Genomic DNA, 15,058 nt, shown 5'->3' with positions numbered 1-15,058 from the left:
ACGAACCTCTCGCCATGTCCGGCTGACGTACGAGCGGGCCCCGGACCTGCCGGTCCGGGGCCTTCGCCACCTGTTCGGTGCCCCCGTGCCCGGGGGCACGTACCGGCCGTGACCGGCCTGTACGCTGCGAGCATGCAGCCGTCCGCCCCCTCCCCCCCGTCAGGTTCCGAGCGGCCGGGCCCGGTCGCGGACCCCGCCCGGCGCGGACTGCTGACGGAGCGCATCGCCCGTCAGCTGGAACACGACATCAGGTCCGGCGAGATCGCCGTCGGGTCGAAGCTTCCCTCGGAGCGCGAGCTCGCCGCTCAGTTCGGCTCCAGCAGGAACGTCGTGCGCGAGGTGCTGCGGCGGCTGGAGGCCCAGCACCTGATCGAAGTCGCCCCGGGGCGGGGTTCCTTCGTCCGCGAGCAGACCTCCGGGCAGGCCAGGGGGTACGACGCGCTGTACCGGGCGGGCCGCCCCACCGTGCGGCAGCTCATCGAGGCGCGGATCCCGCTGGAGGTCGAGACGGTCCGGCTGGCGACCCAGCGGGCGACGGACGAGGACATCGCGGTCCTGCGGTCCGCACGGGACGCCCTGGAGGCGGCGACCGATGTCGTCGTCAAGGCCCAGGCCGACATGGACTTCCACGACGCCATCGCGGTGGCGAGCAAGAACCCGGTCCTGCGGATCATGCTGTCCTCGATCAGCGGGATGATGTTCGAGATGATGCTCCGCTCGAACTCCGATCCATCGATCGGTGAGGCAGGTGTGCCGCACCACCCGGAGATCTTCGAGGCGGTCGAGGCACGGGACGTGGACCTCGCCTGCGCGCGGATGCGGGAGCACCTGCTGCTGGGGCTGCGTACCTACGGGGCGGATCTCGATCTGCAGGTCGACACCATGGCACGCAACCACATCGAGACCCTGCTCGGCCAGGCCGAGGGCCGCCGGGGCGGGAACCGGACGGGCGAATAGCCCGGCAGCGCTTCCCCGCGCCGGACTCTTCCTCACCGAGCCCCCCTGCGGGGATCGTCTTCCTTCAGGGGCTGGTCGACATGCCTCTTCTGCTGTTACGGTCCCGTCTGAACCAACTGGTCCTACCAGTTGGACCAGATGGGTCGGGGCGGTGCGGGCCGGGAGACGACGCGCACCGCCCCGGCACCACGAGACTCCGCACGACACCGCAGAGAGACGAGGACAAGGATGTCCACGAGCAGCCAGCTCCTGAGCCGGCGCGCCTTCGGGAGGCTGGCGGCAGGGGTCGCGGGGGCCGCCGGGGCGGGGGCGCTGAGCGCCTGTTCGGCCGGGGGCGGAAAGCCCTCGGCCAACACCCCGCTGCGGATCATGGCGATCAACCACGTGTGGTCCCAGGCGATCCGGCGCCGCACCAAGGAGTTCGAGGAGCGGATCGGGCGACGGGTCTCGATGACCCTGCTCACCGCCGACCAGCTTTCGAGCAGCTACAACGTCAAGCTGAACGCCTCCGGCACCGACGTGGACGTGATGATGGTCCGCGCGCTCCAGGAACAGCTGGTCTTCGGCCACAACGGCTGGCTCGCCGACCTCAGCGACCGGGTCACGGACGACGCGGAGTTCGACTGGCCGGACTTCCAGCAGGCCCCGCGCGAGGCGTCCGTGACCGCGGGCAGGGTGCTGAGCGTCCCGGTGGTCACCGAACGCCCCGCGCTCTACTACCGCAAGGACCTGGTCGAGGACCTCGGCGGACCGCCGCGCACCCTGGACGCGCTGATGGACGCCGCACAGGAACTCACCAGGCGCAAGCAGGGCTTCTACGGCTACGTCGGCCGCGGCCAGCGCAGCGGCGCCGTGTCCCAGTGGTCGAGCTTCCTCTACTCGCACGGCGGTGACTTCGTCGTGGACGGGAAGTCCGGCATCGGCAGTCCCGAGGCCCTGGCCGCGTACGAGTACTACGGCCGCCTGCTGGCCAAGGCCGGGCCGCCCGGGGCGACCAACATGAGCCTCGAGCAGGCGATGCCGATCTTCGCGCAGGGCAAGGCGGCGTTCTACATCGACGCCGACGCGATCTACAGCAGCTTCCTCGACCCCAAGGTGTCCAGGGTGCGCGAGAGCGTCGGCTTCGCACCGTTCCCGGCCGGGCCGGCCGGTGCGAAGCCGCACAACATCCCCTCCTGGAGCCTCGGCATCAACACCTACTCCCTGCTGCGCGACGACGCCTGGGAGTTCATCAGGTGGGCCGCGGGTCCCGAGATGTCGGCCGCCCTCCAGTCGGACGGCATACCCGGCGCCCGCTCCTCGGTCTGGTCCGACCCCAAGACGCTGGCCTCCTTCCCGCCGGACCTCGCCGAGGCCATGCGGATCAACGCCGAGCGCGGCCGCGGCTACGACCGGCCCCAGGTCCTCCAGGTCGGCCGGGCCCGCGACATCGTCGGCCGCCCACTGGTCGCGGGCATCCTCGGCGAGTCCGTACCGCCCGTCGTGCGCGACGCGGACGCGGAGTTCGCCGAGTTCCTCGTACGCGACAACCGCCACAAGGAGTCCTGATGTCCACCACCGAGGTCTCCACCGCCCGCACCGCTCTCCGCCCGCCGGAAGCGAAGCCGCCCCGCGAACGCCGGCCGCGCACCTTCGAGCAGGCCAACCGGCGGCTGAAGTGGACGATGCTCGCTCCGGCACTGCTCTTCGTGGGCCTGATGATCGTCTTCCCGCTGGCCTTCACGCTCGACCTCAGCCTGACCGACGCCTTCGGCGCGGTGAACGCCGACAAGGCCCACATCGGCCTGCGCAACTTCGCCGACGCGCTGGGCGACACCCGCAGGTTCTGGCCGGCCGCCCGCCGCACCCTGGTCTTCACCGTCGGTGCGGTGGTGCTGGAGACGGTGCTCGGGCTCGCCCTGGCGATGCTGATGCGCAAGCCGTTCCGCGGGATGCGCTGGGTGCGCACCGTCCTGATCGTCCCGCTGCTCGCCACACCCGTCGCGATCGGCATCCTGTGGCTGCTGATCCTCGACCCCACCAACGGCATAGCCAACCACCTGCTCGCCGCCGTCGGCCTGCCCCGGCAGGAGTTCCTCGGCTCGGTCAGCCAGTCGCTGCCGACCCTGATGCTCATCGACGTGTGGCAGTGGACGCCGATGATGACGCTGCTGCTGCTCGCCGGGCTGACGACACTGCCCGAGGAGCCCGAGGAGGCCGCCCTGGTCGACGGGGCGAACAGCTGGCAGCGGTTCCGGCACGTCATCCTGCCCATGCTCGGGCCGACGCTCGCCACCGCGCTGGTGCTGCGCGCCGTCGACGCGCTGAAGACCTTCGACATCCTCTACGCCACCAAGGGCGCCGGCGGCGGTTCGGACTTCGAGGTGGAAACCCTCAACGTCTACGCCTACGGGCTCACCTTCGACTACCAGGAGTACGGGCTGGCCGCCGCCGTCCTGGTCCTGTTCACGCTCTTCATCATCGGCGTCGTGGTGCTGCTGCGCCGTCGTGGCGGAAGGAAGAACGCATGAGTGCCACCGTCTCCCGTGCCGCCCGTCCGCCGGCCGCCCCGCACCCCGCCCCGCGGGCCCGCGGGCGCCGGACCGGGGCCTGGCTGCGCGGCACCGCCATCACGATCGTGACGCTCGTCTTCGCGCTGCCGCTCGTGTGGATGTTCGCCGCGGCCTTCAAAACCAATGTGCAGGTCACCGACCCGTCGGTGGGCCTGTGGTTCAGGCCCACCCTGGACAACTTCCGCAGCATCGTCGAGGCCGGGCAGATCGTGCGCTCGATGGGCAACTCGCTGCTGGTCGGAGTGGTGTCGACGGTCCTCTCCGCCGTCATCGCCGTACCGGCGGCCTGGGCGGTGGGCCGGTTCAACATGCACCGCACCGGCTCCCTGATCCTCGTCGCGCGCATCGTCCCGGCGATCTCGCTGCTCGTCCCCTGGTACTACCTGTTCGCGCGGATGGGCCTCGTCGGCTCCTACACCGTGCTGGTGCTGAGCCACATGTTCGTCTCCGTCCCGCTGATCATGTGGATCATGATCAGCTTCTTCGCGGGGCTGCCGGTCGAACTGGAGGAGGCCGCCCGCACCGACGGACTGAGCGCGTTCGGCGCCTTCTGGCGCATCTCGCTGCCGCTGGCGGCGCCGGGCACCGCGACCGCCTCACTGCTGGCCTTCGTCTTCAGCTGGAACAACTTCATGTTCGCGCTGGTCTTCGCCGACGACCGGACCCAGACCGTGCCGGTCACCCTGTTCAACTTCATCTCCTACGCGAGCACCGACTGGGGCGGACTGATGGCAGCCGCCACCCTCATCACCGTGCCCGTCGTACTGGCCGCCGTCCTCGGACAGAAATACCTGGTCGCCGGGCTGACCTCCGGCGCCACCAAGGGCTGAGAAGCCGCCGCCCGGCGGCAGCCGGAGCACCGCTTCCGCACCGGCCCAGGGCTGACCCCCACACCCCCGCACCCCCGACACCCGGAAAGAGAACACACGCATGAAGATCGTCGACGCGAAGGTCGTCGTCACCAGCCCCGGCCGCAACTTCGTCACCCTGAAACTGACGACCGACGAGGGCCTCACCGGCCTCGGCGACGCCACCCTGAACGGCAGGGAACTCGCCGTGGTCAGCTACCTCACCGACCACGTCGCACCCCTGCTCACCGGCCTCGACCCGCACCGGATCGAGGACACCTGGCAGTCGCTGTACCGGGGCGCGTACTGGCGGCGTGGCCCGGTGACGATGGCCGCCATCGCCGCCGTCGACGTGGCGCTGTGGGACATCAAGGCCAAGGCCGCCGGCCTCCCGCTCTACCAGCTCCTGGGCGGCGCCAGCCGCGAACGCGTCCGCACCTACGGCCACGCCAACGGCCGGGACATCCCCGAACTCCTCGACTCCGTACGGGCCAGGCTCGCCGAGGGCTACCCTGCCGTCCGCATCCAGTCCGGCATCCCCGGTCTCAAGGCCGTCTACGGGGTGTCCGACACCGACGAGGCGGGCGCGCCGGTCCTGCACCAGCAGGCACGCCCCCTGGTGGAGGACTGGGACACCGAGGCCTACCTGCGCCACGTGCCGGGCGTCTTCGACGCGGTACGCGCAGAGTTCGGCGCCGAACTGCCGCTCCTGCACGACGCCCACCACCGGCTCACCCCAATCCAGGCCGCCCGGCTCGGCAAGGACCTGGAGCCCTACCGTCCCTTCTGGCTGGAGGACTGCACACCCGCCGAGAACCAGGAGGCACTGCGCCTGGTGCGCCGCAACACCACCACGCCGCTGGCCGTCGGCGAGGTCTTCAACACGGTGTACGACTACCAGACACTGATCACCGAGCAGCTGATCGACTACGTGCGGTCCGCGGTCACCCACTTCGGCGGTGTCACCCCGCTGCGCAAGCTCTTCGACTTCGCAGCCCAGTACCAGATCAAGAGCGCCGTGCACGGACCGGAGGACATCTCCCCGGTCGGGATGGCCGCCGCCGTCCACCTCGACCTGGCCGTCCACAACTTCGGCATCCAGGAGTACTCGGGCCACACCCCCCTCACCGGGGAAGTGTTCCGGCACTCCTACACCTTCACGGACGGCCACCTGCACCCGGGCGAGGCCCCCGGGATCGGGGTGGAGCTGGACGAGGAGCTGGCGGCGGCCCACCCGTACGCCCCGGCGTACCTGCCGGTCAACCGCCTCCACGACGGGACCGTCCACGACTGGTGAGGGGGCGTGGTCCCGCCGCTCGTCCCTGACCTGCACAATTCGGTGTGTGATCGAAAACGACCCGTACCTGTGGCTGGAAGACGTCGAGGGTGAGGCCGCGCTCGCGTGGGTGGCCGAGCGGAACGCCGAGACGGCGGCCGCGCTGGCCGCCGACGCGGGGTTCGCCTCCCTGAAGGAGCGTCTGCGGGAGGTGCTGGACGCCTCGGACCGCATCCCGTACACCGTCCGCCGCGGAGCGTTCCTCTACAACTTCTGGCGGGACGCCACGCATGCGCGTGGGGTGTGGCGGCGTACGACGCCGGAGCAGTACCGCAAGGACGCCCCCGAGTGGGAGGTCGTCCTCGACGTCGACGCACTCGCCGCCGAGGAGGGCGAGAAGTGGGTGTGGGCCGGCGCGCGGGTGCGCCATCCCGAGTACGACCGGGCGCTGGTGTGCCTGTCGCGCGACGGCGGCGACGCCGTCGTCGTCCGTGAGTTCGACCTCGCCACCCGGGCCTTCGTCGAGGGCGGCTTCCGGGTGGCGGAGGCGAAGACGCAGATCGGGTGGATCGACGCCGACACCGTCTTCGTCGGCACCGACTTCGGGCCGGGCTCGCTGACCGATTCCGGCTATCCGCGGACCGTCCGCAGGTGGCGCCGTGGCACGCCGCAGGAGGAGGCCACCCCGGTGTTCGAGGGCCGGACGCAGGACGTGTCGGCCGGGGCCTGGCACGACAGCACACCTGGCTACGAACGGGACTTCGTCTTCAGGTCGCTGGACTTCCACCACAGCGAGACGCACCTGCTGACCCCCGACGACTCCCTCGTCAGGATCGACGTTCCGGACGACGCCGACGCCTACGCCCATCGCGAGCATCTGATCGTGAGCCTGAAGTCCGCATGGCTCGGGCACCGGGCGGGCTCCCTGCTGGCGTTCGGCTTCGACGCCTTCCTGGCGGGCGACCGCAGCGCGGAGGCGCTGTTCACCCCGGACGAGCGGACGGCCCTGGCCGGGCACTCCTGGACCCGCCACCACCTGATCCTGGAGACGATGCGCGACGTCAGCACCCGCATCGAGGTGCTCACCCCGGCCCCCGGCGGTGGGTGGGCCCGCGAACCGCTCACGGACGTTCCGGCGCTGTCCGCCGTCAGCGTCGTCGACACGGACCCGGACATCTCCGACGAGTACGTCCTGGACGTGTCGGGGTTCCTCCAGCCCTCCACCCTGTACCAGGGGGAGATCGGCGCCGGCTCGGAGATCCTCAAGCAGGCCCCGGCCCGCTTCGACACCGCGGGTCTGACGGCGGAGCAGTTCTTCGCGACCTCCGATGACGGCACGCGGGTGCCGTACTTCGTGATCGGCCCCGACCGTTCCGCCCCCGGTCCAGCCCTGCTCTACGGGTACGGCGGCTTCGAGGTCTCCCTGACCCCCTTCTACGGCGCGTTGACGGGCCGGGCCTGGCTGGAACGCGGCGGCACCTACGTGATCGCGAACATCCGGGGCGGCGGCGAGTACGGACCGGACTGGCACCGGTCCGCCCTCGGCGCGGACCGGCCACGAGCCTTCGAGGACTTCGCGGCCGTCGCCGCTGACCTCGTCGCGCGGGGCATCACCACCCCGGCCATGCTGGGTGCCGCGGGGGGCAGTAACGGCGGGCTGCTCATGGGCGCGATGCTCACCCGGTATCCGCAGCTGTTCGGCGCGATCGTCGCTCAGGTGCCGCTGCTGGACATGCTCCGCTTCCACGAGCTGCTCGCCGGCGCGTCATGGACCGCCGAGTACGGCAACCCGGACAACGAGGCCGACCGTCCCCACCTCCGCGCGCTCTCGCCCTACCACCAGCTCACCGCGGACCGGGTCTACCCGCCGGTGCTCCTGACGACCTCCACCCGTGACGACCGGGTCCACCCCGGCCACGCCCGCAAGGCGGCGGCACGGCTGCGCGAACTCGGCCACCCGGTCCTGCTCCACGAGAACACCGGCGGCGGCCACGCGGGCGCCGGCGACAACGAGCAGGCCGCCCACAACAAGGCTCTGACGCACACCTTCCTGTGGCAGCACCTGTCTCCACCGGTCCGGCCGGCCGCCGGCTGACCGTGCGGGGGCCGAGGGTATTACCGGCAAGAACCCCGGCCCCGCTCGACGCTGTCAGGAAGCCGGGTACTCGTGGGCGGGGGCGCCCTCCCACTCGATGAGGGACGGGGTGTCGAGGGCTCGCTCGGGGTCCGCCATTCCGGCGTCGGCGAGGAACACGATGACGTCGTGGTCGCTGTGGGCGAGGCCGAGCCTTTCTTCGCGGCCGGCGATGTGCACGGTGACGAGTCGGGCGCCGGACGGTGCCGGCCGGTGGATCACGATCGGAGGTGAAGCCATACCTCCAGCGTGGCCCGGACCTCTGGTGCCCGCATCCGGACCGGACGCGGGCACTGGCACTGGCACTGGCACTGGCACCCGGATCACGAAACGCGGTGCCGTCGGTGCGCAGCCCGATGCCGGTGAACAACAGCTTCACTCAGACCCGGAGCCGGCCATGACCCTCTGCGTGTGTCATGGCGCGGAAGGGTGAGGTCGGCATGACCGTTCTCCTCCTGCCTCCTCCTGATACATCGGACAACTAAATGGCGGGCGTAGATCGAAGATCTCATGCGGAACAGCGTGCCCGGGTGCCCGGCATCAGCTGAACGTGCTGCAACTGACCGCATTTTGCCGGATCTCTTGACACTCCAAGGACGTGGGTAGCAGAGTTCCGCCCGATCGCGAATTCATCGATACATCCGATGAAAGCTTGTCGCGGTAGACGTATCACCTGGACGGTTCGCCCCTATCCATGTCAGGGAGTCAGACGTGCACCGCAGCTCAGACGGCAGACCAGGAAGCAGAGCCGCCCGGAAACGGCGGCTCGCGACGGCGGCGGTCCTCATCGCGATGGCCGTGGGCGTGGCGCCCGCGCTCACCGCGGGCACCGCGGTGGCGGCCCACGCCCCCTCGGGCAGGGACATCTACGTATCGGCGTCCGGCAGCGACCGGAACTCCGGGCACTCCACCCGTCAACCCCTGCTCACCCTGGCGGCCGCGCAGGCCGCCGCGCGGAAGGCGTCCAGGGCGGGCCACCCGGTCCATGTGCGGGTCCGCGGCGGCACCTACCACCTCGCCGCCACCATGAAGTTCAGCGCCGCGGACTCGGGCAGCGCGTCCGCCCCGGTGACCTACTCCTCCTACCCCGGAGAGCGAGCCGTGCTCAGCGGCGGCCGCAGGGTGACGGCCACCTGGAAGACCGACCGGCACAACAGCGCGATCCGGGTGGCGGACATCGGCGCGCACCGGAAGATCGACGGGCTGTTCGTCGGCGGCGCCCGGCAGGTGCTCGCCCGCTACCCCGACTTCGACCCGGACGCGGCCGTGCTCAACGGCTCGACCACCATGGCCACCCTCAACACCCGCTCCGCGCAGTGGAAGAACCCGTCCACCGGAGACATCCGCGGCCTGCACTCCTCCCACTGGGGAGGCAACGACTACACGATCACCGGGCGCGACGAGTCCGGCCTCAAGCTGAAGTGGGTCGGCGACAACAACCGGGGCGGCGACGTGGACACCGCGCACGTCGTCGCGGAGGGCGTGCGCGAGGAACTCGACACACCGGGCGAGTGGTTCTACGACAAGGACGCCGGGAAGCTGTACATGATCCCGCCGGCCGGCACCGATCTGTCGAAGTCCACGGTGGACACCGCCGAACTGGACGAACTCGTCCGGGTCGAGGGCGCATCCGCCTCCCGTCCCGTCCATGACCTCACCTTCGACGGATTCACCTACACCGCGACGCACCGGACCCTCTTCGACACTCCGTACGAGCCACTGCAACTCGGCGACTGGGCGGTGGCGCGGGCCGGGGCCGTCCACCTCAAGAACGCCAGGAACATCACCGTCTCCCGCTCCACCTTCGCCCAGGTCGGCGGCAACGGTGTCTTCATCGACGGCTACAACAAGGGCGACGCCGTCACCGGGAACACCTTCACCGGATCCGGTGCGAGCGACGTACAGGTGGTGGGCTCCACCCACGCCGTGCGCAACCCCTCCACCTGGGCGCACATGGTCGATCCGCCCACCGACCTGACCCCCGGCCCCAGGACCGACGACTACCCCCGCGACATCGACGTCAGCCACAACAGCATGGCTGACATGGGCCGGTTCGAGAAGCAGAGCGCCGGTGTCAACATCTCGATGAGCAGCCGGGTCACCGTCGCCCACAACACCATCCACGGCAGCCCGCGGTCCTGCGTCAACGTCAACGACGGCACCTGGGGCGGGCACCGGATCCAGTACAACGACATCTTCGACTGCGTGAAGGAGACTTCGGACCACGGGCCGGTCAACGCCTGGGGCCGGGACAGGTACTGGCCCATCGCCGGGCCCAGCATCAACCCCAGCGCGGAGTCCGACGCCCTGCAGAAGAGCTACTCGCTGCTCGACGTCGTCAGGCCGATCACCATCAGCAACAACCGGATCCGGCACAACAGCGAGTGGGCGGTCGACCTGGACGACGGGTCGAGCAACTACGTTGTGAAGAACAACCTGCTGCTGGGCGCGGGCATCAAGCTGCGCGACGGATTCAAACGGACCGTCACGAACAACATCCTCGTGGGCGGCTCCGTCTACGAGCAGATCTCGCACCGCGACAACGGCGACACCATCGGCAGGAACATCATCCTGGCGGACTCGCCCTACTCGCTCACCGGCAGCGATCCCGCCGCCGCCAAGTACACCGCGGACAGAAACCTGTTCTGGGCCAACGGCGGGCCCGTCGCCCTGCCCGGCGTCTGGAGCGCCGGCGCTCTGGACACCCACTCGGTGACCGCGGACCCGCGGTTCGCCGGGGGATCGCCGTGGGACTCGCCCGGTATGACGGACTACACGCCGGCCGCGGACTCACCCGCCAGGGCCCTGGGATTCGTCAGCTTCCCGATGAACCGGTTCGGCACCGGAAGGAAGGGGGAGGCGACACCCCCCGCGGTCGAATGGCCTGCCGCCCCGGAGCCCGACGCCGTGATCGAGACCCAGCCCGAACCGCTGATGGGCGCCACCGCCCGTCAGGTCTACGACAAGGCCACCCAGTCGGCCGTCGGGCTCGGTGACTTCGACGGGCTCTACCTCCAGGGCGTCCCGTCCACCTCGTACGCCTACGGGCAGGGACTGCGCCCTCTCGACGTGATCCGGTCCGTGAACGGGACCGGTGTGACGGACCGCGGCAGCTTCTGGGCCGTCTACAACAAACTCGCCCCCGGCAGCACCGTCACCCTGGGCGTCTGGCGCGCGCAGGCCGCCACCACCGTCAGCCTCGTCAAGCCCACCGGGCCACAGGAGTACAACAACACCGCGGGCGTGACGTACACCGGGACCGGCTGGGGTTGGCGCGGTGCCGCGGCCGGCGGCCAGAACTCGTTCCAGAACGACATCGACGCCACCACCACCATCGGTGATTCCTTCACCATCACCTTCAACGGCACCGGAGCGGACTTCCTCACCGAGCTGAACGCGGACGAGGGAACGATCGACATCGCCGTCGACGGGGTCCACCGGGAGACGGTCGACGCCACCAGCGACTCCCGCCAGTACCAGCGGACGCTCTACTCGGTCAGCGGCCTCCCGGCCGGGGTGCACACCCTCACCGGAACGATGAGGACCGGGCAGTACATGATCGTGGACGGCTTCACCGTGCGGAGCTGACGCTCCGGCCGTCCTGTCCGCCCGCATATCCCCGCGCCCGCACGGTCCTCGGCCGGAGGATCCCGCCGATGCGCTCCTCGCGCCAGCGCTCCAGCAGCGCGTGGAAGGCGAACGCGCCGTGGGGATAGGCGGTGGGCCCGTTCGGCCGGCCGCGTCCTTCGCGGTTGTAGTAGCCGGGGGTGCACTCGGCGTGGAACCACTCGTGGTCGGGGGCGTCCGCGCCGAGTTCGGCGATCCAGGCGCTCTCGGCCTCGCGGGACGGTTCGATGAGGGCGCCCTCCGCCTCGGCTGCGGCGACGAGGGCGGCGGCGTGGCCTGCCTGCTCGTCGAGGATGTGTGTGTAGTTGACGCTGCTGGCGTTCTGCAGTGAACCCATCTGGATCAGGTTCGGGAAGCCGTTGCTGGTGAGGCCGTGCAGGGTACGCGGGCCCTGCTGTGCCCAGGCGTCCAGCAGTTGGGTTCCGCCCCGCCCGTGGACGGGGAGTCTGCCGGAGTGGATTCCGGAGGTTCCGACGGAGAACCCCGTGGCGAAGATCAGGCAGTCGAGTTCGTACGCGGTGTCCCCGACCACGACCCCGTGTTCGGTGATCCGCTCGATGCCGTGGGTGTCCGCGGTGTCGACCAGGGTGACGTTGCCGCGGTTGAACGCCGGATAGTACTTGTCGGAGAAGGTGGGGCGCTTACAGGCGTACCGGTACCAGGGCTTGAGCCGCTCCGCCGTGTCGGGGTCGGTGACGGTTCGCTCGACACGGCCACGGAGCTCGTTCATCTTGGCCGCGTCGGCGGCCTCGTAGGCGGCTTCGAAGGCCTGCCGGTCGCCCTGGCGTCGGAAGCTCGGCAGGAGTTTCTCCAGGAGGCCCGCCGAGTGGGTCCAGCTGTCCGCCACCAGATCCTGCTCGGCCGCCTCGCCGGAGACGATCCGGAGATAGTTGTCCCGGCGTTCGCGTGCCCAGCCGTCGCGGTCGGCGCCGACGTCCCGGGCCGTGGTGCGGCGGTTGGCGCGCACGTCCACGGTGGAGGGGGTGCGCTGGAAGACGTAGACGTGCCCGGCGTCCTCGGCCAGCATCGGGATCACCTGGACGCCGGTGGCCCCGGTGCCGACGATGCCCACCCGCTTCCGGGCCAGGCCGGTCATCCCGCCGTCCGGGGTGCCGCCCGTGTAGGCGTAGTCCCACCGCGAGGTGTGGAACGTGTGGCCCGCGAAGTCCTCGATGCCGGGTATCCCGGGGAGCTTCGGCTCGGAGAGGGTGCCGGTGGCGGTGACGACGTACGTGGCCCGGAACGCGTCGCCGCGGTCGGTGGCCACGATCCACGTCTCGCAGGCCTCGTCCCACGTCAGAGAAGTCACCGCGGTGGAGAACAGGGCGTCCGGGCGGAGGCCGGACCTCTCGGCCATGCGCACCGCGTGGCGGCGGATCTCCTCGCCGGGGGAGTACTTCCATTCCGGTACGTACCCGGTCTCGTCGAGCATCGGCAGGTACACGTGCGACTCGATGTCGCAGTGGATGCCCGGGTACCGGTTCCAGTACCAGGTGCCCCCGAAGTCACCGCCCTTCTCGACGATCCGCACACGCTCGGCACCCCGCTGCCGCAGCCGCGCCCCGGCGAGGATGCCGCCGAATCCACCGCCGACCACGGCGACGTCGACGGTGTCGTGCAGCGGTTCACGTCCGGCCGGCTCCTCCGCGTACGGATCGGCGGCGTAGTAGCCGAACTCGGCGTCGGTGGACCGGTACTGGCGGGCACCGTCCGGCCGTACCCGCCGCTCGCGTTCAAGGCGGTACCGCCGCCTCAGTGCGGCGAGTTCGTCGGGAGCCGGCGCGTGAGGGGTTGTCATGTGGGGGCCTCTCGATCCTGCCTGTCGGGCCGCCCAGGTGTGAGCGGCCGTCCGTTACGGTAACAACTACCGGACAGTGCTGTCCGGTTGGAGTGCGGGGGGTGCGATGACTTTCGGCCAGGGCGCGTCAGCGCTCCGGACGGGTCCACGCGCGTCCCGCGCCCGGCGGACGGCACCCGCGCACAACGGACAGGAAGAGCGATTTCCCATGCGACGACGACCCCCGATCCGGCCCCTTGCCGTGCTCGCGACGATCGGCATGCTGGCCCTGACCGGATGCGGTACGGACACCGGCGATCCCGGCGACTCCGCTGACCGGACGCCCTCCACCGGTACGGGCCGGACGATCCACGCCCACCAGGTCATGCGGCTGACGCGGGTGCATGAGGAGACCGGGATGACCCTGCTGGAAGGACCCACCTTCAACGAGGACGGCGACCTGTTCGTCGTCGATGTCACCGCACCCGCCGGCGAGCCCAAGGTGCTGCGCGTCAACGTCCGGAAGAAGACGTCACGGTCGGTCCACACCGACGGCCGGGGGGCCTACACCTCGGCACAGTTCAGTCCGTACGACGGACGGCTCTACCTGACCGACTACGCCCACGGGGAGATCGTGAGCCTGGCTCCGGACGGCAGCGATCCGCGGACCTTCTTCTCCGGCAAGGTCGAGGGAGCGCAGATGAATCCCGACGACATCGCGTTCGACCAGGCGGGCAACCTGTACGTCAGCGACTCACGCGGACTGTCCGAGGGGAAGGCGCTCGGGCGGGTGGTGCGGATCGACCGGGACGGGGTGACGGCCACCGTCCTGGCCGGGGACCTGGCCTCGACCAACGGGATCTCCTTCGACGCCGACTACCGCGGGCTGTGGTTCAGCGAGCTCACACAGAACCGGATCTCCTACCTGCGCCTCGACGGCGAGGGAGGGGTGGCTTCCCGGCACACCGCGATCCGTGTCGACGCCGGGGTCGCCCAGACCGACTCGATCGCCGTGGACGCACACGGCAACCTCTACCAGGCTCTCCACGGCCGGCCCGCGATGGTCGTGTACGACAAGTACGGTGAGCGGCTGGCGACCGTCGAGATACCCGCCCGCGCCGCGGCCGCGGGACTCGAGTCGGCGACGAACGTGGCGATCACGCCTGGTGGCACCACGGCGTACATGACCGTCAGCGGGCCCGCCGGCGGGTACCTGTACGCCTTCGACGCCCTGGCCGAAGGCATCCGGCAGTCCAACGGCGGCTGACTCCCGCCCGCACTCACCCGTCGAAGGGCCGGACCGGTCCCACCTGGACGCCGAGCAGCCGCCAGGCAGCCAACGCTCGGCGCCCCCGCTCCTCGGGCGTGGGGCCGGTGATGGCGCCGGAGACCATGGCGACCGTGAGCATGAGGTCGTCCGCGGCACCCAGCCGGTGGCCGTCCGGGAGGTGTCCCCGCAGAACCCGCTCCACGCGCTCGGACAGGGCAAGGGCATGCGCCCCGATGCGGGAGCGGTCGCCCGCGCGGTCGGCGTGCAGGAGACCGATGAAGGCCGCGGACTCCGTGAGGTGCCACGTCAGCACACCGAGAACGTCGGCCAGGGTCGCGTTCTCGGCCGCGGACGCCTGCTCGACCTGCCGCACGTTCTCTTCGAGGACCGCAGCCGCCAGGGCGGTGCGGTCAGGGAAATGCCGGTACAGAACGCCCTGCCCCACCCCGGCCCGGCGTGCGATCGCGGAGAGCGCGGCGTCCAGTCCGTGCTCCGCGTAGATCTCGCGGGCAGCGGTGATCAGAGCGGCCCGGTTGCGTGCGGCGGCCTTCGGCCCGTCGTTCGCGGGCCGCCGCTCGTCCGGCCCGGAGTGCTGCGTCACTCCGGAAGCGTACCGG

The 15,058-nt window shown here is 70.5% G+C and carries 11 protein-coding genes; 8 read left to right on the top strand and 3 right to left on the bottom strand.

Annotated features, from left to right (window positions below; genetic code table 11):
* The first annotated feature begins 132 nt into the window (after positions 1–132).
* From ACZ6S6_RS10020 to ACZ6S6_RS09995, 6 genes are all read left to right on the top strand, one after another.
* Positions 133–957: a FadR/GntR family transcriptional regulator gene (locus ACZ6S6_RS10020; RefSeq protein WP_469704691.1), complete on the top strand. Its 825-nt coding sequence runs from the start codon at positions 133–135 to the stop codon at positions 955–957.
* Positions 958–1,185: 228 nt separating this feature from the next.
* Positions 1,186–2,505, top strand: a complete 1,320-nt coding sequence (locus tag ACZ6S6_RS10015) for an ABC transporter substrate-binding protein (RefSeq protein ID WP_362955323.1) — start codon at positions 1,186–1,188, stop codon at positions 2,503–2,505.
* Positions 2,505–3,467 carry a carbohydrate ABC transporter permease gene (locus ACZ6S6_RS10010; RefSeq protein WP_362955326.1) on the top strand — a complete coding sequence of 321 codons (963 nt, stop codon included), beginning with the start codon at positions 2,505–2,507 and terminating at the stop codon, positions 3,465–3,467. The genes ACZ6S6_RS10015 and ACZ6S6_RS10010 overlap by 1 nt, the downstream gene beginning before the upstream one ends.
* On the top strand, positions 3,464–4,339 hold the full coding sequence (locus tag ACZ6S6_RS10005) for a carbohydrate ABC transporter permease (protein ID WP_469704690.1): 876 nt from the start codon (positions 3,464–3,466) through the stop codon (positions 4,337–4,339). Before ACZ6S6_RS10010 ends, ACZ6S6_RS10005 begins: the two co-directional genes overlap by 4 nt.
* A 100-nt stretch (positions 4,340–4,439) precedes the next feature.
* Complete coding sequence (manD, locus tag ACZ6S6_RS10000; RefSeq protein ID WP_362955332.1) at positions 4,440–5,654, top strand: D-mannonate dehydratase ManD; 1,215 nt, start codon at positions 4,440–4,442, stop codon at positions 5,652–5,654.
* A gap of 49 nt (positions 5,655–5,703) precedes the next feature.
* The gene (locus tag ACZ6S6_RS09995; RefSeq protein ID WP_469704999.1) at positions 5,704–7,728 is read left to right on the top strand and encodes a prolyl oligopeptidase family serine peptidase; all 2,025 of its coding nucleotides are present in this window, start codon (positions 5,704–5,706) and stop codon (positions 7,726–7,728) included.
* A 54-nt stretch (positions 7,729–7,782) separates the two neighbouring features.
* Here the strand turns inward: ACZ6S6_RS09995 and ACZ6S6_RS09990 are convergent, their stop codons facing one another.
* Entirely contained in the window at positions 7,783–8,007 is a 225-nt protein-coding gene (locus ACZ6S6_RS09990; RefSeq protein WP_362955335.1) for a hypothetical protein, read from the bottom strand.
* Between the two features lie 471 nt (positions 8,008–8,478).
* On the opposite strand from ACZ6S6_RS09990, the gene ACZ6S6_RS09985 reads away from it, so the two are divergent.
* Complete coding sequence (locus tag ACZ6S6_RS09985) at positions 8,479–11,355, top strand: right-handed parallel beta-helix repeat-containing protein (protein ID WP_469704688.1); 2,877 nt, start codon at positions 8,479–8,481, stop codon at positions 11,353–11,355.
* Here ACZ6S6_RS09985 and ACZ6S6_RS09980 read toward each other — a convergent pair.
* The gene (locus tag ACZ6S6_RS09980) at positions 11,339–13,192 is read right to left on the bottom strand and encodes a flavin-containing monooxygenase (protein ID WP_469704687.1); all 1,854 of its coding nucleotides are present in this window, start codon (positions 13,190–13,192) and stop codon (positions 11,339–11,341) included. The genes ACZ6S6_RS09985 and ACZ6S6_RS09980 overlap by 17 nt on opposite strands.
* A 208-nt stretch (positions 13,193–13,400) precedes the next feature.
* On the opposite strand from ACZ6S6_RS09980, the gene ACZ6S6_RS09975 reads away from it, so the two are divergent.
* Positions 13,401–14,438: an SMP-30/gluconolactonase/LRE family protein gene (locus ACZ6S6_RS09975; RefSeq protein WP_469704685.1), complete on the top strand. Its 1,038-nt coding sequence runs from the start codon at positions 13,401–13,403 to the stop codon at positions 14,436–14,438.
* A 13-nt stretch (positions 14,439–14,451) separates the two neighbouring features.
* On the opposite strand, the gene ACZ6S6_RS09970 is transcribed toward ACZ6S6_RS09975, so the two are convergent.
* Positions 14,452–15,042: a TetR/AcrR family transcriptional regulator gene (locus ACZ6S6_RS09970; RefSeq protein WP_469704683.1), complete on the bottom strand. Its 591-nt coding sequence runs from the start codon at positions 15,040–15,042 to the stop codon at positions 14,452–14,454.
* Positions 15,043–15,058: the final 16 nt, after the last annotated feature.

Source organism: Streptomyces sp. NPDC048671 (assembly GCF_055587045.1).
Note: the sequence above shows the minus strand (reverse complement) of the source record. Positions and strands in the feature narration are given on the sequence as shown.